Here is an 18,174-nt window from a genome sequence, read left to right as displayed (position 1 = left end):
AGCGCGAGGGGCATCTTTCGCGCTTCAGCTCGGTATGACCGGCTAGGAGCGACGGCTTAGCATCCTGGCCAAGAGGGATTGCTATGACCGATCTTGCTCAACTCGAATCCCAGATCCTCGCTGACGTTTCCAACGCCGGCGACGAAGCGGCGCTGGAAACCGTGCGCGTCGCCGCGCTCGGCAAGAAAGGCTCGATCTCGGCGCTGCTTGCCACCCTCGGCAAGATGTCGCCGGAGGAGCGCAAGACGCAAGGCGCGGCGATCAACCTGGCCAAGGACAAGGTTGCCCAAGCGCTCGCCGCGCGCCGCGAAGTGCTGAAGGCCGCCGCGCTCGATGCCCGGCTTGCCTCCGAGACCATCGACATCACGCTGCCGCTGCGCGAGGCGCCGGCGGAAGCGGGCCGCATCCATCCGCTCAGCCAGGTCTGGGATGAGCTGACGGCGATTTTCGCCGATATGGGATTTTCGGTCGCCGAAGGGCCCGACATCGAGACCGACGACTACAACTTCACCAAGCTGAACTTCCCGATCGGCCATCCCGCGCGCGAGATGCACGACACCTTCTTCTTCAATCCGAAGGAGGACGGCTCGCGCATGCTGCTGCGGACCCACACCTCGCCGGTGCAGGTGCGCACGATGCTGACACAGAAGCCGCCGATCCGCGTGATCTGCCCCGGCCGCACCTATCGCATCGATTCGGATGCGACCCATACGCCGCAATTCCACCAGGTCGAGGGGCTCGTGATCGACAAGGAGTCGCATCTCGGCCACCTCAAATGGATCCTGCATGAGTTCTGCAAGGCGTTCTTCGAGGTCGACCACATCAACATGCGCTTCCGGCCGTCGTTCTTCCCGTTCACCGAGCCGTCGCTGGAAGTCGACATCCAGTGCCGCCGCGACAAGGGCGAAATCCGCTTCGGTGAGGGCGAGGACTGGCTGGAGATTTTGGGCTGCGGCATGGTGCACCCGAACGTGCTGCGCGCCTGCGGCCTCGATCCCGACGTCTACCAGGGATTCGCCTGGGGCATGGGCATCGACCGCATCGCGATGCTGAAATACGGCATGAGCGATCTGCGCCAACTGTTCGACAGCGACGTCCGCTGGCTCAGCCACTACGGCTTCAAGCCGCTGGATCTTCCGACGCTGGCCGGAGGGTTGAGTACGTGAATCTGAGTGCTGTGCCCGAGCAATATCGGAACCTGCGCGCGTTCGCCTTCGGCGACGGCCCCGGGCTTGCCGACGAATTGCTCGAACTCGTCATCAAAGGCATCAAGACCGCGACCTGCAGCACCGAGGGCGAGCCGAACACCTCGACATCGGGCGAACGCTGGATCGTGCTCGACGGCCGCGGCGAACCGGCTTGCGTCATCGAAACAACCGAAGTGACCTATCGCCGTTTTGGCGAGGTCGACGCCGCGTTTGCCTACGAAGAAGGTGAAGGTGACCGCAGCCTGCAATATTGGCGGGACGCGCACCGCCGCTATTTCGGTCGGCAGGGCAAATTCAGCGAAGACATGATGCTGATGTGCGAGCGTTTTCGTCTGGTTGAGGTTTTTCGCGATCACAGGTTGGCATCATGAAGTTCACCCTCTCCTGGCTGAAGGAACATCTCGACACCGACGAGCCCCTGGAAAAGCTCGCCGACAAGCTCACCATGATCGGGCTCGAGGTCGAGAGCATCGAGGACAAGGCGAAGGTGCTGGCGCCGTTCACCATCGCGCGGGTGATCTCGGCCGAGCAGCATCCGAATGCCGATCGTCTGCGGGTCTGCATGGTCGACACCGGCAACGGCGCTGCGCCGGTGCAGGTGGTCTGCGGCGCGCCGAATGCGCGCGCCGGCCTGATCAGCGTGTTCTCTGCCCCGGGTACCTTCATTCCCGGCAAGAACATCACGCTCGGCGTCGGTACGATCCGCGGCGTCGAGAGCCGCGGCATGCTGTGCTCGGCGGCCGAGCTCGAGATTTCCGACGATCATGACGGCATCATCGAATTGCCCGCTGATGCGCCCGTCGGCCAAGTCTATGCCGAATGGGCCGGCCTCGGCGATCCCGTCATCGAGATCAACCTGACGCCGAACCGGCAGGATTGCACCGGCGTGCACGGAATCGCGCGCGATCTTTCCGCCGCCGACATGGGCAAATTGATCGACCCCGCCATCAAGCCGATCAATGGCGAATTCCCTTCGCCCGTGACGGTGACGGTGGAAGACGCCTCGCTCTGCCCGGGCTTCGCGCTGCGGTTGGTGCGCGGCGTGAAGAACGGCCCGTCGCCGGAATGGCTGCAGAAGCGCCTGGCTTCGATCGGGCTGCGGCCGATCAATGCGCTGGTCGATATCACCAACTTCATGACCTACGATCGTGCGCGTCCCCTGCACGTGTTCGACGCCAAGAAGGTGAAGGGCAATCTGGTGGTGCGCCGCGCCCGCGACGGCGAGACCCTGCTCGCGCTCGACGGCCGCACCTATACGCTGGATCCCTCGATGTGCGTGATCGCTGATGACGCGGGCGTCGAATCGCTTGCCGGCATCATGGGTGGCGAGGCTTCCGGCTGCGACGAGAACACCACCGACGTGCTGATTGAATCGGCGCTGTGGAATGAGATCAACATCGCCCAGACCGGACGCAAGCTCGGCATCAATTCGGATGCGCGCTATCGCTTCGAGCGCGGCGTCGACCCGGCCTTCATGGTGCCGGGCCTCGAGCTTGCGACCAAGATGGTGATGGAATTGTGCGGCGGCGCGCCGTCGGAAAGCATCGTCGTCGGCAATCGCTACGGCGACGACCGCGTGATCGATTTCCCGCTGACCGAGGTCAAGCGCCTCGCCGGAATCGAAGTCCCGCTGGTCGAGACGAAGCGCATTCTCAGCCATCTCGGCTTCATGGTCGCGGGCACCGGCCCTGTGGTGAAGATCGCGGTGCCGTCCTGGCGCACCGATGTGCATGGCAAGGCCGACATCGTCGAGGAGATCGTCCGCATCGTCGGCGTCGACAAGGTGCCGATGACGCCGTTCGATCGCGGCGACGAGCCCCGCAAGCCGGTGCTCACCTCTATCCAGCTCCGCACCCGCCGTGCCAAGCGCGCACTGGCCGCGCGCGGCATGGTCGAGGCGGTGACCTGGTCGTTCATCTCAAAGCCCGCAGCCGAATTGTTCGGCGGCGGACAGGCCGAACTGGCGCTTGCCAACCCGATTGCCTCTGATCTCTCGGACATGCGGCCGAGCCTTTTGCCTGGCTTGGTCGCAGCCGCGCAGGCGAACATCAACCGCGGCTATCCTGACGTCGCGCTGTTCGAGGTCGGCCAGGTGTTCAAGGGCGACAGGCCGGAAGACCAGTTCCTTGCCGCTTCCGGCGTGCGCCACGGCTTCGCCTCGCTGGAAGGCGTGGGGCGGAGCTGGTCCGGTTCGGCAACGGCTGACGCATTCGACGCCAAGGCCGACGCGTTCGCGGTGCTGGCTGCGGCCGGCGCGCCAGTGCAGGCGCTGCAGATTGTGCCGGGCGGGCCCGCCTGGCTGCATCCCGGCCGTTCCGGCACGATCCAGATGGGCCCGCAGAATGTGCTCGGCTATTTCGGCGAGTTGCACCCGCGTGCGCTCGAGGCGCTCGGCGCTGATGGCCCGATGATCGCGTTCGAGGTGATCCTCGACCGTATCCCGGAGGCCAAGCGCAAGCCGACCCGCGCCAAGCCCGCGCTCGAACTCTCCGCGTTCCAGCCGGTGTCGCGCGATTTTGCCTTCATCGTCGACCGCAGCGTCAAGGCGGCGGATATCGTTCGCGCCGCACTGGCCGCGGACAAGAAGCTGATCACCGATGTCACCGTGTTCGACGTCTATGAAGGCAAGGGCATGGAGGACGGCAAGAAGTCGATCGCGATCGCGGTCACCATTCAGCCGCGCGAGAAGACGCTGACCGACCAGGAGATCGATGCGGTAGCGGCCAGGATCGTCGCTGACGTCACGAAGAAGACCGGCGGCACTCTCCGGGGATGAGCCCGTTTGGTCTCATCCCTTCGGAGGTTGGCCTTAACGTTGCGCTGGCAATCTGTGCCATCGCCTTTGTCTCGGGAACGGCGCGCGGCTTTTCCGGTTTTGGCTCCGCGCTGATCTTCATGCCGCTGGCAAGCAGCATCGCCGCGCCCCGCCTGGTCGCGGCGCTGCTGCTGATCATCGACTTCGTCGCAGCGATGCCGCTGGTTCCGAACGCGTGGAAGCACGCCGATCGCAAGGCCACCGCGATCATGGTGCTCGGTGCGCTCGTCGGCGTGCCGATCGGCACCTATTTTCTCAGCGTGCTCGATCCCGTGACCACGCGCTGGATCATTTCCGGCTTCGTCGCTGCGCTGATGGTGCTGCTCTTGTCGGGCTGGCGCTACCGCGGCAAGGACCACGCGGCGCTTTCAATCGGCATCGGCGGCCTCTCCGGCTTCTGCAGCGGGCTCGCGCAAACGGGCGGTCCGCCGATCGTCGGCTACTGGCTCGGGCGCCCGATCAGTTTCACGGTGGCGCGCGCCAACATCGTGCTGTTCTTCGGCGCCTCAGATTTCTTTTCCCTCGTGAGCTATTTGTTCACCGGCCTGATCACCGCCGATTCCGTCAAGTTCTCGCTCGTGGTCGGGCCGGTCTACGCCATCGGCGTCTGGTTCGGCGCCTCCCTGTTCGGCAAGGCCAGCGAACGTGTCTTCCGCGCCATCTGCTATGCCCTGATCGCCGCCGCTGTCATCGCCGGCCTGCCCATCCTCGACGGCGTGCTGCGGGGACGATAGATTCGGGTGTTGAACGCGGGCGGAAAAAAGCCAAGGGAGGAATCCATGATCGATCGCCGGAATGCGCTGAAACTGGCGCTCGGCGGCGCCGCCGCACTTGCCGCTCCGGCTGTGCTGGCGCAGGCCACAAGGCCTCGGACGCGGATCGTGTTTCTCGGCACCAAAGGCGGCCCGCGCGTCGGCGTTGGCGCTTCAAATCCCGCCAACCTCGTTGTGGTCAACGATACGCCGTTTGTCATCGATTGCGGCATGGGCCTAAGCCGTCAGCTCGTGAACGCGGGTCTGCCAATCCCTTCCATCAAATACATCCTCATCACCCACCATCATTCCGATCACAATCTCGAGTACGGCAACCTCTTCTACAATGCCTGGGCCGCCGGGCTATCCACGCCGATCCATTCGTTTGGGCCGAAGGGGATCGAGGCGATGACGAAGGCGTTCTGGGAGCTGAACAAATTCGATGTCGAGACCCGGATCGAGGACGAAGGCCGGCCCGATCCGCGCAAATTGCTGATCGCGAAGGACATCGACGACGGTGTGGTGTTGAAGACATCCGAGGTGACGGTCACGGCCTTCCGCACGCCGCACCCACCCATCGTTGACAATTTTGCCTACAAGTTAGAGACGCCCGATGGCACCATCGTGTTCTCTAGCGATACTGCCTACAATCCGAAGCTCGCTGAATTCGCTGAGGGAGCCGACGTGCTGGTGCATGAATGCATGTATCTGCCTGCCGTCGATCGGCTGGTCGCCAAAACGAAGAACGGCGCAACGCTGAAGAAGCATCTTCTCGAGAGTCACACCACGACCGAGGATGTCGGCCGCGTGGCGGCGGCCGCAGGAGTCAAGGTGCTGGTGATGAGCCATTTCGTCCCCGGAGACGATCCGCTGGTCACTGACGAGAATTGGACCGAAAACGTGAAGAAGAATTTTTCCGGCCGCATCGTGGTAGCAAAGGACCTGATGGAGTTGAAGCTGCCGGTGTGAGTCGCATGTCAACGGCGATCACGGTGATCGCCGACGATGCTACAGGGGTTGTGTGCAGCACAGCAAGGATATCGGCGCGACGAAGAGCCGAGCAGCACTACTGCACGAGCCGAGCGCGCAGCCGCGTAAATTCGGCGTCGCTGATCGACCCTGCCTGTTTCAGCCGACCGAGCTTTTCGATTTCATCTGCGGCGCTGAAACCAATCGCGCTCCTGAGTTCGTCGCGCGCCTGCCGAGCTTGTTGCAAGTTGCGCTCCGCCATGCCTCTTCCCTGAAAGATCAGGTATGCAAGCATGAAAATGAATGGAAATATGATCCATCCTATCACCCATAGCGCCTTGACCCAGCCGGAAATGTCGTGGCGTCGGAATAGATCGGAAGCGACGGTAATGAGCAGCCAGAACCACACGATGAAGAAGAATATGGTGAGGACGTCCAGCAGGAAATTTCGATAGGTGAAGCCCTCCTGAAAGAAGAACATTGCGACCCTCCTCTGCCTGCCACTGCGGCAACAGTTCCAGCCGACCCGATATTGTTCCTTAAAGCGCGATCCCGCCGCCAGCGTTTGATCTAGATCAATGCACGTCGGATCGAAGATCAATCAGGCGACACCCCCGATGTCTTCAACCTATGGCTGCTTTGCCCTCAAGAGCCGAAGCCGCTCGGGTACACGCCTTCCGACTAGAGCGTGATGAGATAAGGTCGAATTGTGTTCCCACGGGCGCTGCCTCTTCTCACCTCTCCCATAGGGAGAGGTCGGCGCGTAGCGCCGGGTGAGGGGATCTGCTCTATCGAGGGACCGTAACCCCTCACCCGCGCCTCCGGCGCGACCTCTCCCTTCGGGAGAGGTGAACTTGCGGCCAAGCCGATTCAACCAAATGACATCGAGCTCTAGTGCATGATCTCCGCGCAAACGCTTCGCGTTTGTCGCGAGGGAAAACCGGTCTCCACTTTTCCGGATCACCCGCCGTCATTGCGAGCCACCGGGTCGGCGCGCAATGACGATGTGGGTGCAGCGGGTACGACAAATCAACCCGACGAGGCTGGGCAAATCAGTGATTTAACTCCGCGCGTCTCACGGCGAATGAGGGGCGGGTCGCGATCGTCACGAACGTTGCGGTGAGATGCGGTGGACGCGATGCGTACGCGGCTCTATCTCCTCAGGATGAGGGTCCAACAGCGAGCGCGGGTTGAACCGTGGGCACGGGGCCGCACGCCTTTGCCTACCCCACGTTGCTACGCAATCACCAGATCGCAATAGGCATAACCATCACGCTCCACCCGTTCGCCGGCGCTGACTGCGATCCGGTGCGAGAACATCGGGCCGGCCACCACACACGTATGAAACTCGCCATTCTCGCCGCATGGATCGACACCATCGGGGAGATCGGCGAGAAGCTGCGCATCGAACCGGCGGCCGGCGAATTCGGCAGGCAGCCGCTTCAGGTCAACGGTCGCAAGATAGGCTTCGAGCCCGCTTGCGATCATGACTTGCGCCAGTGCCGGCGTCGGCCGCTCCCACAGCGGGAAGATCGGCGTGATGCCGGTGCCAACCAGCTTCTGCTCGCGGTAGGCGCGGATATCGGCGAGGAAGAGATCGCCGAAGATCATGTGGGTGATGCCCTCAGCGACGGCCTGCGCGACCGCTTCACCCATGCGCGCCTCATAGACGTCGTTGGGACAGGCGTATGGGATCGGCACGATTCGCTGCGGCAGCCCCGCCGCCTCGCATTGCGCGCACAAGATCTGCTGCCGCACGCCGTGGATCGCAACGCGCTCCAAGGTCTCGGTGACGGTCGTCAGCGCGCCAACGACCTCGAACTCACCCGCCTGCATCACTTCATGCAACGCGAACGCGCTGTCCTTGCCGCTGGACCAGGAGATCAGCGCCTTCGGCCGCGGCATCAGTCGAACAGCCCTCGCGGCTGAGCCGATTGCGCCGGCGGTGCGCGCCTGCGCTGCTTCTGTGGCGACGGTGCTGCTGCCGACGGCGCTGCCGGCAATGCGCCGATGCGGCGCAGCGCCGCTTCCGCGGCCCGCTCGCCGCTCTCCCAGGCGCCGTCGACCGTGCCCCACAAGGTGTCATGCGTGGCCTCGCCGGCGAAATACATGCAGCCGACCGGATCGATCAGCGCTCTCCGTGCGGCCTGCCCGCCGGGCGCGGCCACCGACATCGCGCCAAGTATGTAGGGCGAAGCGTTCCAGCGCGTGGCGCTCGACTTCTTGATGCCGGCCACCGCATCGCCGCCGAACAGCTTCTTCAGCCATTCCGTCGCGAATGCGATCATCGCCTGCTCACCCTCTGCCGACAGCTCGCGGCCGAACGAGCCCGCGACGTCGACCGTGCACAAGGATGAACCGCCGACATTGGCGTAGAGCAGCGCAGTGCGCGTCGAATTGCTCTGTTCGATCACGATATCATCGCGCGCAAGCCCAAGCGGATTGCCTGACATCTGCAGCGCGATGCGGTCGTAGCTGCCGAGGCTGAGCTTAGCGACCGCATCGACCACGCGCCTCGGAAGTTCGGAATCGAACTTGAGCTTGCCGGCCGCAAGCACATTCGTCGACACCGTGATGATGGCGGCGCGCGCGAGGATCTTGCCCGACGGCGTGTTCACCTCGACGTCGCGGTTGCTGTAGGACATGCGGGTGGCGGGCGTCGACAATGCCACCGGCAACTGCGCGCCGAGCTTCGCGATCAGCGTGCCGAGCCCCTGCCGACAGGCGACTGCATTGTCGCGATCCTGCGCCCGCGCCTTATCGACGACCGAGATCTCCTTGAGGTCCTTGCCGCTGAAACTGGCGCCGAGCACGAACTCCGCCGTGCCGGCCCAATCGCCAAGCTCCTTCGGCAACACCGAGGCGCAGGATACGTCGCTTCGGCGCGCGGCATCGTCGATCGCGCGATTGGCGCGCACCAGCGCGGCCAGGAATTCCTCGGTCTCGCCGGGACGTGCGTTACGGCGGCCGATCCGGATCTTCTCGCCCGACGGCGCGGGCAGCAGCTCGAGCCCCGCGGTCCGTGCGAGGCGGAGCATCGGATTGCTCTCCGGATTGTGCACCCAGCGCGCGCCGCGATCGAACGGAACTTCGAAGGTCGAGCTGTCGGTCTGGCAGCGGCCGCCGATCTGGCTTGAGGCTTCCAGCACGATCACCTTGCGGCCCGCCGCCAATACGCGCCGCGCCGCAGCAATGCCGGCGGCGCCCGCGCCGATGACCACGATGTCAGCATCGCGCGCCGGCGGCGCGGCTCCAGCGCGGCCGGCAGAGAGCGAAGTAACAGCAATGCCCGCGGACGCCGACAGGAAGTTGCGGCGGGTGATTGTCATATCATGGTTTCCGCAGGCTTGAAGCAAATGGGAACAGCCCGCGAACCTTGCCGCATCTCATGCGGCGCAGCAACCATCATGGTGAATCAATCATGATTGATCGGCTACGTCGATGAACTAAATTGCAACCGCTCGCGACCATGATAAGGAACCAAAAAGCGGAAGGGCAAGCCGCGCAGGGGGAAGCATATGGGCGTCATGCTCGACACGATCGGCCAGGTGATCGCGGGCTACCTGCAGAAGGAGATCCCGGGCTACGAGCCGTTCACGCCGAGCGATCCGGAGCATCTGCGCGGCGTGATCCAGCCTGGCGATGTCCTGCTGGTCGAAGGCAACAACCGCATTTCCGGCATCATCAAATACCTCACGCAATCGACCTGGTCGCACGCCGCGCTCTATGTCGGTCCGGTCGACGGCGCCTGCGAGCCTGACGGCGAGCCGCATGTGCTGATCGAGGCCAATATCGGCGAGGGCGTGACGGCTGCGCCGCTGTCGAAATATTTCCCCTATCATACCCGCCTCTGCCGCCCGGTCGGCCTCTCCTACGAGGACCGCGAGACGGTGTGCCGCTACGCCATCAACCGGATCGGCTTCGGCTATGACACCAAGAACATCGTCGACCTTGCGCGCTATCTGTTCCCGCTGCCGGTGCCGCAGCGCTGGCGGCGGCGGATGATCGCGTTCGGCTCCGGCGATCCCACCAAGATCATCTGCTCGGCGCTGATCGCGCAGGCCTTCGATGCCGTGCGCTACCCGATCCTGCCCAAGATCACGCGCACCTCGAGCCGCAAGGCGCGGCGCGAGATCCTGCACATCCGCGATTCCTCGCTCTACATGCCGCGCGACTTCGATATCTCGCCCTATTTCGAAGTCGTCAAACCCACCATCGTGCACGGCTTCGACTACACTGCCCTGCACTGGGCCGACAAGCAGAAGCCGCTCGAGGAGGTGGCGGGCGAATTCAGTGTGTTTCACGAAAAGTCGCCGCCGCTTGTTCCTGAAACGATTGACCAGGAAACGCCGCTTCCGGCTGCGCCTGAGGATACGGAAGTGAAGACGCCGGAGCTCGCGGCCTAGAGCATGATGTCATTTGGTTGAATCGGCGTGACCGCGGTTGTCCACCTCTCCCATAGGGAGAGGTCGGCGCGCAGCGCCGGGTGAGGGGTTACGGTTCCTCCATGGAGCTCATCCCCCTCACCCGGATCGCATCTCACGATGCGATCCGACCTCTCCCCGCCGGGGAGAGGTAAGGCACCTCCGACGTGGCGCCAATTTGACCTGATCTCATCATGCTCTAGATTAGAAGCGCGCAGCCAGCGTCAGGCGGACCGCGAGCGGTTCGGCCGGGTGGATGTGGCGATCGGCGACGCCATCGATCGGCTCGCCCGGCAGGCGCGACAGATAATAGTATTCGATCTGGTTGGTGTTGGCATTGAAGAGATTGAGCACGTCGAGCTGCAGCCGCATGCCATTGTCGAACTGATAGCCGGCCCGGGCGTTGAAGATCAGCGAGGATTGCGAGCGCACGCTGTCATCCTCGATCAGCGGGCGCGGCCCGAAATAGCGCGCGGTCAGGGCGCCAAACCAGCCGGTCTCGCGACCGAACGTCACGGCGCCGCTGGCGATCCAGGCCGGCGCGCCCGGAATGAAGTCGCCGACAGGATCGAAATCGGTGAAGCGCGCACGGGTATAGGCGAGATCGACGTCGATGCGCATCCACGGCAACGGCCTGTACTGATTGGTCCACTCGATGCCGATGCGCCGACTCGGACGGCTCGGCTCGGTGGTGCCAGCATCGCCGACGAACAGGAGTTCGGAATCGAAGTCGAGCACGAACACCGCGAGCGAGCTGGTCAGGCCTTCGATCGCCTTGGTACGGATACCGACCTCGGCGCCCTTGGAGCGGACCAGCAGCGGCACGCGGTCGAGCGGCGTCACCTTGTCGGTGGGATCGACGGTGATCGTCGCGCCGCGGATGTCGTTCGAATGCAGGCCATAACCGGCATTGCCGTAGAATTCGGTCTTGTACCACGGGCCCAGCACGATGCCGGCCTTCGGGCTGGTCATAGCGGCCTGCGCATTGCCCGAATTTTGCGGCGTGTCGCTGAAGACATGAGCCGCAAAGAAATCCTCGCGGATGCCGACCGTGGTGCGCAGCCAGTCGGTCCAGCGCGCGGTGGTGTCGGCCCACAGGCCGACATTGCCTTCCTGCACACGGTCCTGGCGCACCGTCGAGAGCGCCTCGCGCTGGAAGGTCTTGAACAGGCCGACCTCGATATCGTCGCCGCGGGTCTGCAGGCCGACACGGGTCTGGGTCTCGATGCTGGCGACGCGCGCGTCGAAGGCATGGGAGGCATTGAAGCCATAGACGGTGCGGCGATCGAGCTGGCTGAACTGATCGCCATTGATGGGATCGTCGAGGAAATAGGTGAAGTTGTTGAACAGTCGCAGCGACGAACGGATCACATAGGCATTCGCGAGAGTCTGGCCGTAGTCACTCGACTGCGCCCAATTGCCGGACAGGCTGAAGCGGCTCGAGGTGCCGCCGTCGGTCGGATCGAGCGAGCCGAAACGGTTGATCAAACCCTGGTCGATCGCGCGCTGCGCCACCTGGTCGGTCGACGTCCAGCCGTTGGAATAGGCCATCGCCGACAGCGTAAACCCATCGGTCGCGGTGCCCTGGCTGTAGCGCAGCACGCCGCTCGCCTTACGCACATCGTCCGGCACGTCCCACGGACCGTCATATTTGTTGGCCACGATCGCGCCGAGCAGCGTGCCCTCGCCGACCGCCGTGGAGCCCGCCGCCAGCGCGCGCTGATAGCCGAAACTGCCGAAGGTCACCTGGGCGATGCTCTTGGGCAGCCGGTTGACATAATCGATGCCGACGCTGCCGGCGGAGGAGAAGTCTCCAGTGTCCGCATAGTACGGGCCCTTGCGGACGTTGACGGTGCTGATCAGTTCCGGGATCAGGAAATTGACGTCGGCATAGCCCTGGCCGTGGCCATGGGTCGGCATGTTGACGGGCATGCCGTCGACCTTGATCGCAAGATCGGTGCCGTGGTCGAGATTGAAGCCGCGCAGGAAATACTGGTTGGCTTTGCCCTCGCCGGAATGCTGGGTGACAATCAAGCCGGGCACCACTTCCAGGACCTCGCCGACGCGCGACACCGGCAACGCATTCACCTCCTCGCCGCTGATGCGCATCTCGCTCGCGGCGGTCGGCAGCAGATTAGCCGCACCCACTTGTCCCGAACCGAGGGCGATGCTGCCTGCCGCCGATGCGGGCTGAGCCGATTGGACTGTGTGAGGGTTTCGCCCGCTGCGCGGACGGTGCGACTGTTCGGCCCGCTTGATCCGCTTTGGTGGCGTCGTCTGCGGCGACGTCACCGTGACCGCAGGAAGTTGATTGCCGGGCTGGCCGGCAGCCGTTTGGGCCTGCGCCGGCGACGTGAGAACAACAAGGGAGGCGGCGGGAAAAACCCACCCGACAAGTTTACGCAATGCCCATGCCCCGCATGGCAACCTGCTACAATCCGACAGGCAACCAGTTCGACTTCAACCCAGCCCGGCGAGGCTACCAAAGCTCAGTATGACGTTACAACAAGAATATCATACTGACGCACCCGCGGCGCCAATCGGAAATACCTGATGCAACGGATCACCATCACCATCGAGGACGATCTGCTCGACGAGATCGACGCCGCGGCAAAAACGCGCGGCTACCAGAACCGCTCGGAGATCATCCGCGATCTCGCCCGCGCGGGATTGCAGCAGAGCGCGGAGGACGCGGCGCCGTCAGGGCAGTGCGTGGCCGCGCTGGTGTATGTCTACGACCACGCCGCACGCGACCTTTCAAAGCGGCTGGTGCAGAACTTCCATGGTCACCACGACCTCTCGCTGGCGACGCTGCACGTCCATCTCGACGACGATAGCTGCATGGAAGTGACCGCGCTGAAAGGCGCCGCCGGCGACGTCCGCCATCTCGCCGACCACGTCATCGCCGAACGCGGCGTGCGCTATGGCCGGGTCGTGATGATCCCGACCGCACCGGACAAGAAGCCGCGCAAGCATGGGCACCGGCACGATTGAAGGCGGCGGTCCGGCTCTTGCCGAAGCCGTCGGTCATATCTAACTGTCGCAGGGGCTTTTTGGAGATAGACCCACGATGTTAGATGCCGCCGTCAAGGCGCTCACGCAAATCCTGTCGCCGCCGATGCGCTCGATCCTGTGGCGCTCGGTCGGCGTGGCGCTGGTATTAGTGACGGTGCTCGCAATCGGATTGCAGCGGCTGTTGAGCTGGTTTGCCGACTATGGCGAGGTCTGGGCCGAAGGCCTGCTCGGCCCCAACTTCCACTCCACGCTCCATGTGCTTTCCTGGATCGTATCGATCGCCGCCGGCCTCGGCGTGGTGCTCGGCGGCATCTTCCTGATGCCTGCGATCACCTCGCTGGTGGCGAGCCTGTTCGTCGACGAGGTTGCCGACCATGTCGAGCGCGAACATTATCCGGCCGAACAGCCCGGCGTGGCGCTGCCGTTCAACCTCGCCATGACCGAGGGCATCAAGACCGCGCTGCTGACGATCCTGGTCTACCTGATCGCGCTGCCCTTCGTGCTGTTCGCCGGCGCCGGCTTCCTGATTTTCTTCTTCGCCACCGCCTGGCTCTTGGGCCGCGAATATTTCGAGCTTGCGGCGATGCGGTTCCGGCCGCCGGCTGAGGCCAAGGCGATGCGCCGCGACAATGCGGCAACCATATTCACCGCCGGCCTGATCATTGCCGCCTTCGTGTCGATTCCGATCGTCAACCTGGCGACGCCGCTGTTCGGCATGGCCTTCATGGTCCACATGCACAAGCGCCTGTCAGGCCCGAGGCCGGAATTGCTCGAGCCGCGGCGGCAGGGAATATCGATGCGCTAGCAGTCGACGATCACGCCACCGACATTCCGCACTTGCGCATCACCATCTTGGCAAAGCCGAACGGCTCCGGCGTAAACGGACCCGGCGGCGCGCGGGTAATCAGGGCGACGAAGAACAGCGCAGTCATCGCCAGCCAGAAGCACAGCCAGAAACCGTCGATATAAGCGAGCACGTTGGCCTCGCGCTGCACCAGCGCCGCCAGCGTCCCCACCGCCCGCGCCTGGGCGAGGCCGACGCCGTGTGCCGCGAATTCGTCGGCGAGCTGCTTGAGCATGCGCACGACATTGACATCGCCATTGGCGACGTGTTGCCCGATATAGTTGGAGTGGATCTGCTCGCGGACGCGCAGCCAGGTGCCCATCAGCGCCACGCCGATCTCGGCGCCGCCAAGCCGCATGATCTGGATATAGGCGGCGAACGCCGTGGCGCGGCTCGGGTCGGAATTGGCCAGCGCCATGATGATGATCGGCAATAGCGTCAGCGACTGCCCGATCGATTGCAGGAGAACGATGCCGGCAAAATCCCCCCGCGCCCAATCGTGGGTCAATTGCGTGCCCCAGAGATTGGCGGCCGCGAAGGCCGAAAATCCCATAACAACCACCGTGCGCGGATCGAAATGCCTGAGCAGATAGATCGAGATCGGCACCAGCACGAACATCGGCACCGCACCGTAGGTCAAGAGCAAAACGCCGCTCTGCTCCGGCCGCATCAGCGCGATCGTGCCGAGGAAGTTCGGCACCAGCGATGAATTGGACAGACTGGTGAGGGTGTAGAGCAGGATGACGACCAGCGAGAGCCCGACGTTGCGCGAGAACAGCACGTTCACATGCGCCCAAGGCTGCCGCACCATTGTCTCATTGATCACGAAGACGACGAACAGCGCCGCGCCGCCAAGCAACAGTGCCATCACCGTGCCAGATTCGAGCCAGTCGAGCCGATTGCCCTGATCGAGACCGGCATAGATCATCGACACCGAGCTGCCGAGCAGGAGCATGCCACCCCAATCCGCATCGCGAAGCAGATCCTTGTTGACGGGTTCGCTGGGCGTGCCGAGATAGACCATCAAGGCCATCAGCGGCGCGATGACGACGCCCTGCCAGTACACCCACTGCCAGCCGAGATGATCGACATAGAAGCCGACCAGCGAGGTCGAGGTATCCAGTGCGAAGCTGACCCGGATCGCGTAGATCGATATCGCCGGAATCCACCAGCGGATCGGTAGATTCCGGAACACGATCATCAGCGTCGCCGGCACGAAGGTGCCGAGCAACAGGCCATGCACGATGCTGAGCCCGATCAGCGTCGGGTAATGGTCGACGCATGGGATGACCAGCGACACCCCGGCATAGGCGAGGCTCGGGATGCCCAACACTCGGCGCAAGCCGAACACGGTGGCGAGCCAGGCGACCGCCGGCGCGATGAAGATTTGCGAGCCGATTCCTGCGGTCGAAATCCAGGCGCCCTCGTCGAAACCGAGCGAGAATGCGCCGCGCAGGTCCGGCAGGCCAACCGTGGTCAGCCGGCTGTCGACATTGGCGAGGAACGCGCCGAGCAGCACCGCGGCCACCGCAAACAGCGGCTGCCGCGCGATGCCGCCCTGCGAGACCGGTCCACGGCCGGCGTCGTCATTTGCCGCCATTCGTCCCCGCATCGGCAGTGTTGATGCTGGTGATCACCGACATGCCAGGCAACAGGCGCGAGAGCAGCGGCTGATTTTCGTCGAACCGGATACGGACCGGGATGCGCTGCACGACCTTGGTGAAATTGCCGGTGGCGTTATCCGGCGGCAATAGCGCGAATTGCGAACCGCTGGCCGGCGCAATGCGCTCGACGCGACCGCGCAATCTCTCACGCGGGAAACTGTCGACAGTGATCTCGACGGGTTGGCCCGGCCGCACCCGTGTGAGCTGGGTTTCCTTGTAGTTGGCGATGACATAGACATTTGGCAGCGGCACGACATTGATCAGATTGGTGCCGATATTGACGTAGTCGCCCGGCTGCACCTGCCGCTCCCCGACGACGCCGTCGAACGGCGCCACGATTTTGGTGTAGCCGAGCTTGAGCTTCGCAGCGGCGAGCTGCGCCTTGGCAGCATCGAGATCGGCGGCGCGCTGCTTCTTGGTGCCCTGCAACACCTCGAGCTGATGGCGCTGCGCGGCAACCACGGCGCGGCTCGCGCGCACATCGGCCTGCGCCTTTGCGTAGGCGGCGGTCGCCTGTTCGAGCCTCTGCCGCGTGCCTGCGTCGGTTTGCGACAGCGATTGCTGGCGCTCCTGCTCCTGGCGCGCCTCGACCTCCAGCGCCGCCGCGGACACTTGCGCGGCCTCGGCCTGCGCGATCGTCGCGTATTGCAGTTCGACCTGATTGTTCAGATTGTCGAGCGCGGCCTGCGCGGCAGCGACGCCGGCTTCGGCCTGCGCAACCTGGGCCTCGTAATCGGCGGGATCGATCTGCACCAGGAGGTCTCCAGCCTTGACGTGCTGGAAATCCTTCACCGCCACCGTCAAAACCTCGCCGGAGACACGGCTGCTCAAGCGCGTCAGCTCGGCGCGGACATAGGCGTCGTTGGTGGTCTGGATCGTGGCTGCGCCGACCCATTCGTCCCAGCGCAGCGTGGCGAGCGCAATGAAGGCGAAGGCGGCAAGCACGGCGAATACGGGAATGGCCAGCCGCGCCAACGTGCTCGACGGCGCGGCGGATGGCTTCGGCGGCGGAGCCGTAGGCGCCGGAGCCGGTGTCGGCGCAATCCTGTTCAGGGGTGCCGGGGTGATTTGGTTTTGCTCACTCAAGGTACATTCCCCAGGTCATCCTTCTCACGCAACTACCGAGACAGCGACCGGCCGAGGGCGGCCATCATCGCTCAGACCGTCTTTTCCGGCCACCGGCAAAGATCGTTGATCAGGCATACCTCGCAGCGCGGTTTCCGCGCGAGACAGGTGTAGCGGCCGTGCAGGATAAGCCAGTGATGTGCATGCAGCATGAACTCGGCGGGAATCACTTTCTCCAGTCCGAGCTCGACTTCGAGCGGCGTCTTGCCCGGCGCAAGCCCGGTGCGGTTGGCGACGCGGAACACATGGGTATCGACCGCCAGCGTATGTTCGCCATAAGCCATGTTGAGCACAACATTGGCGGTCTTGCGGCCAGCGCCGGGCAGCGACTCGATCTCGGCGCGGGTGCGCGGCACCTGGCCACCAAAATCCGAGATCAGCTTCTCGGATAGCGCGATGACGTTCTTGGCCTTGGTGCGATAGAGACCGATGGTCCTGATATAGTCGCGCAGCTTCTCCTCACCGAGCGCGAGCATTTTCTGCGGCGTGTCGGCGACGGCAAACAGCGCACGCGTCGCCTTGTTGACGCCGGCATCGGTCGCCTGCGCCGACAGCACGACGGCAACCAGCAGCGTATACGGATTGAGATGCTCAAGCTCCCCCTTCGGCTCCGGGTTGGCCTTGCGGAACCGTTCGAACGCTTCGCGCACTTCGGCCGGAGTCCAAGGCTTCTGGGCTTTAAGGGATTTCTTTGCCGCGCGAGCGGGTGGCCTCGCCACCGGCTTCTTTGCCGATTTTTTCGGCGACGATCGAACGGTGGGTTTCCTGGCGCGTTGAGCGCGGATGATTTTGGCCATGATCGGCCATATACTGGTACGCCATGACTGCTAGCAACGACTTTGACCCCACGCTTGAACCAGAGCTGTTCTCGGCGCTGCTGACGCCGCACCGCTCGCTCAATCGTACCGGCTTCATCGTGCTGATGAGCATCGTCAGCGCGGTCAGTTTTGCGGCCGGCGCCGTATTCTGGTGGATGGGCGCTTGGCCGGTGTTCGGCTTCTTCGGCCTCGACGTGCTCGTCATCTACCGGGCCTTCCGCGTCAATTTCCGGACCGCCCAGGCCTGCGAGGAAATCACAGTGACGCCATCGGAATTGCGGGTGCGCCGGGTCAACCATCACGGCCATATCGCGGAATGGGTGCTCAATCCGCTCTGGGTGCAGTTCGAGCAGCAGGTCGACGCCGAGTTCGGCATCGAGCGGCTCTATCTGGTTTCCAGGGGACGCCGGGTCGACATCGGCAGCTTCCTGGGTCCAGACGAAAAAGCTAGTTTTGCCAAAGCCTTAATTGCCGCGCTGAACGCCGCCAAGCGCGGGCCGATCTACAATCCGATCCATTGAGGGTTGTCGGAAAACGGGT

Annotated in this window: 16 protein-coding genes; 9 read left to right on the top strand and 7 right to left on the bottom strand. The window is 63.9% G+C overall.

The window, feature by feature from the left end; translation table 11 throughout:
* Positions 1 to 83 precede the first annotated feature (83 nt).
* Genes pheS through AC5ZG1_RS04070 form a run of 5 tightly spaced genes read left to right on the top strand, consistent with a single transcriptional unit; the run spans position 84 to position 5,744 of the window.
* Positions 84 to 1,166 (top strand): phenylalanine--tRNA ligase subunit alpha, encoded by a 1,083-nt coding sequence (gene pheS, locus AC5ZG1_RS04090; RefSeq protein WP_496132040.1) that lies wholly within the window; start codon positions 84 to 86, stop codon positions 1,164 to 1,166.
* 2 nt (positions 1,167 to 1,168) lie between these two features.
* Positions 1,169 to 1,579, top strand: coding sequence for an ASCH domain-containing protein (locus AC5ZG1_RS04085; RefSeq protein ID WP_496132092.1), 411 nt, complete (start codon positions 1,169 to 1,171; stop codon positions 1,577 to 1,579).
* Positions 1,576 to 3,984: a phenylalanine--tRNA ligase subunit beta gene (gene pheT / locus AC5ZG1_RS04080; RefSeq protein ID WP_496132039.1), complete on the top strand. Its 2,409-nt coding sequence runs from the start codon at positions 1,576 to 1,578 to the stop codon at positions 3,982 to 3,984. Before AC5ZG1_RS04085 ends, pheT begins: the two co-directional genes overlap by 4 nt.
* The gene (locus AC5ZG1_RS04075; protein WP_496132038.1) at positions 3,981 to 4,757 is read left to right on the top strand and encodes a sulfite exporter TauE/SafE family protein; all 777 of its coding nucleotides are present in this window, start codon (positions 3,981 to 3,983) and stop codon (positions 4,755 to 4,757) included. The genes pheT and AC5ZG1_RS04075 overlap by 4 nt, the downstream gene beginning before the upstream one ends.
* Before the next feature lie 45 nt (positions 4,758 to 4,802).
* Complete coding sequence (locus tag AC5ZG1_RS04070) at positions 4,803 to 5,744, top strand: MBL fold metallo-hydrolase (RefSeq protein WP_496132037.1); 942 nt, start codon at positions 4,803 to 4,805, stop codon at positions 5,742 to 5,744.
* A 97-nt stretch (positions 5,745 to 5,841) separates the two neighbouring features.
* Here the strand turns inward: AC5ZG1_RS04070 and AC5ZG1_RS04065 are convergent, their stop codons facing one another.
* From AC5ZG1_RS04065 to AC5ZG1_RS04055, 3 genes are all read right to left on the bottom strand, one after another.
* Complete coding sequence (locus tag AC5ZG1_RS04065) at positions 5,842 to 6,225, bottom strand: SHOCT domain-containing protein (protein WP_028164823.1); 384 nt, start codon at positions 6,223 to 6,225, stop codon at positions 5,842 to 5,844.
* A 755-nt stretch (positions 6,226 to 6,980) separates the two neighbouring features.
* Positions 6,981 to 7,649 carry a Dph6-related ATP pyrophosphatase gene (locus AC5ZG1_RS04060; RefSeq protein WP_496132036.1) on the bottom strand — a complete coding sequence of 223 codons (669 nt, stop codon included), beginning with the start codon at positions 7,647 to 7,649 and terminating at the stop codon, positions 6,981 to 6,983.
* Complete coding sequence (locus tag AC5ZG1_RS04055; protein ID WP_496132035.1) at positions 7,649 to 9,073, bottom strand: flavin monoamine oxidase family protein; 1,425 nt, start codon at positions 9,071 to 9,073, stop codon at positions 7,649 to 7,651. The genes AC5ZG1_RS04060 and AC5ZG1_RS04055 overlap by 1 nt, the downstream gene beginning before the upstream one ends.
* A gap of 189 nt (positions 9,074 to 9,262) precedes the next feature.
* Between AC5ZG1_RS04055 and AC5ZG1_RS04050 the strand changes: the two genes are divergently transcribed.
* On the top strand, positions 9,263 to 10,150 hold the full coding sequence (locus AC5ZG1_RS04050; RefSeq protein WP_496132034.1) for a YiiX/YebB-like N1pC/P60 family cysteine hydrolase: 888 nt from the start codon (positions 9,263 to 9,265) through the stop codon (positions 10,148 to 10,150).
* 222 nt (positions 10,151 to 10,372) lie between these two features.
* Here AC5ZG1_RS04050 and AC5ZG1_RS04045 read toward each other — a convergent pair whose 3' ends face one another.
* On the bottom strand, positions 10,373 to 12,574 hold the full coding sequence (locus tag AC5ZG1_RS04045; RefSeq protein ID WP_496132033.1) for a TonB-dependent receptor: 2,202 nt from the start codon (positions 12,572 to 12,574) through the stop codon (positions 10,373 to 10,375).
* Positions 12,575 to 12,721: 147 nt separating this feature from the next.
* Between AC5ZG1_RS04045 and nikR the strand changes: the two genes are divergently transcribed.
* Together nikR and AC5ZG1_RS04035 are read left to right on the top strand one after the other, a co-directional pair.
* Positions 12,722 to 13,162: a nickel-responsive transcriptional regulator NikR gene (gene nikR / locus AC5ZG1_RS04040; RefSeq protein WP_028164820.1), complete on the top strand. Its 441-nt coding sequence runs from the start codon at positions 12,722 to 12,724 to the stop codon at positions 13,160 to 13,162.
* Positions 13,163 to 13,238: 76 nt separating this feature from the next.
* Positions 13,239 to 13,988, top strand: coding sequence for a sulfate transporter family protein (locus AC5ZG1_RS04035; RefSeq protein WP_028164819.1), 750 nt, complete (start codon positions 13,239 to 13,241; stop codon positions 13,986 to 13,988).
* Between the two features lie 10 nt (positions 13,989 to 13,998).
* Here the strand turns inward: AC5ZG1_RS04035 and AC5ZG1_RS04030 are convergent, their stop codons facing one another.
* The 3 genes from AC5ZG1_RS04030 to nth form a co-directional block, all read right to left on the bottom strand.
* The gene (locus tag AC5ZG1_RS04030) at positions 13,999 to 15,627 is read right to left on the bottom strand and encodes an MFS transporter (RefSeq protein ID WP_496132032.1); all 1,629 of its coding nucleotides are present in this window, start codon (positions 15,625 to 15,627) and stop codon (positions 13,999 to 14,001) included.
* Positions 15,614 to 16,777, bottom strand: a complete 1,164-nt coding sequence (locus AC5ZG1_RS04025; RefSeq protein WP_456644537.1) for an HlyD family secretion protein — start codon at positions 16,775 to 16,777, stop codon at positions 15,614 to 15,616. The genes AC5ZG1_RS04030 and AC5ZG1_RS04025 overlap by 14 nt, the downstream gene beginning before the upstream one ends.
* Before the next feature lie 71 nt (positions 16,778 to 16,848).
* Positions 16,849 to 17,613: an endonuclease III gene (nth, locus tag AC5ZG1_RS04020; protein ID WP_028164816.1), complete on the bottom strand. Its 765-nt coding sequence runs from the start codon at positions 17,611 to 17,613 to the stop codon at positions 16,849 to 16,851.
* Positions 17,614 to 17,636: 23 nt separating this feature from the next.
* On the opposite strand from nth, the gene AC5ZG1_RS04015 reads away from it, so the two are divergent.
* The gene (locus AC5ZG1_RS04015) at positions 17,637 to 18,155 is read left to right on the top strand and encodes a DUF2244 domain-containing protein (RefSeq protein WP_496132031.1); all 519 of its coding nucleotides are present in this window, start codon (positions 17,637 to 17,639) and stop codon (positions 18,153 to 18,155) included.
* The last annotated feature ends 19 nt before the right edge of the window (positions 18,156 to 18,174 follow it).

The sequence above is a fragment of the Bradyrhizobium sp. Leo78 genome (assembly GCF_059512425.1).
Note: the sequence above shows the minus strand (reverse complement) of the source record. Positions and strands in the feature narration are given on the sequence as shown.

Bases quoted from the DNA above. Each gene is read 5' to 3' on its own strand.
- pheS (WP_496132040.1), top strand. From the start codon at position 84: ATGACCGATCTTGCTCAACTCGAATCCCAGATCCTCGCTGACGTTTCC.
- pheT (WP_496132039.1), top strand. From the start codon at position 1,576: ATGAAGTTCACCCTCTCCTGGCTGAAGGAACATCTCGACACCGACGAG.
- AC5ZG1_RS04075 (WP_496132038.1), top strand. From the start codon at position 3,981: ATGAGCCCGTTTGGTCTCATCCCTTCGGAGGTTGGCCTTAACGTTGCG.
- AC5ZG1_RS04070 (WP_496132037.1), top strand. From the start codon at position 4,803: ATGATCGATCGCCGGAATGCGCTGAAACTGGCGCTCGGCGGCGCCGCC.
- AC5ZG1_RS04065 (WP_028164823.1), bottom strand. From the start codon at position 6,225: ATGTTCTTCTTTCAGGAGGGCTTCACCTATCGAAATTTCCTGCTGGAC.
- AC5ZG1_RS04060 (WP_496132036.1), bottom strand. From the start codon at position 7,649: ATGCCGCGGCCGAAGGCGCTGATCTCCTGGTCCAGCGGCAAGGACAGC.
- AC5ZG1_RS04055 (WP_496132035.1), bottom strand. From the start codon at position 9,073: ATGACAATCACCCGCCGCAACTTCCTGTCGGCGTCCGCGGGCATTGCT.
- AC5ZG1_RS04050 (WP_496132034.1), top strand. From the start codon at position 9,263: ATGGGCGTCATGCTCGACACGATCGGCCAGGTGATCGCGGGCTACCTG.
- nikR (WP_028164820.1), top strand. From the start codon at position 12,722: ATGCAACGGATCACCATCACCATCGAGGACGATCTGCTCGACGAGATC.
- AC5ZG1_RS04035 (WP_028164819.1), top strand. From the start codon at position 13,239: ATGTTAGATGCCGCCGTCAAGGCGCTCACGCAAATCCTGTCGCCGCCG.
- AC5ZG1_RS04030 (WP_496132032.1), bottom strand. From the start codon at position 15,627: ATGGCGGCAAATGACGACGCCGGCCGTGGACCGGTCTCGCAGGGCGGC.
- nth (WP_028164816.1), bottom strand. From the start codon at position 17,613: ATGGCCAAAATCATCCGCGCTCAACGCGCCAGGAAACCCACCGTTCGA.
- AC5ZG1_RS04015 (WP_496132031.1), top strand. From the start codon at position 17,637: ATGACTGCTAGCAACGACTTTGACCCCACGCTTGAACCAGAGCTGTTC.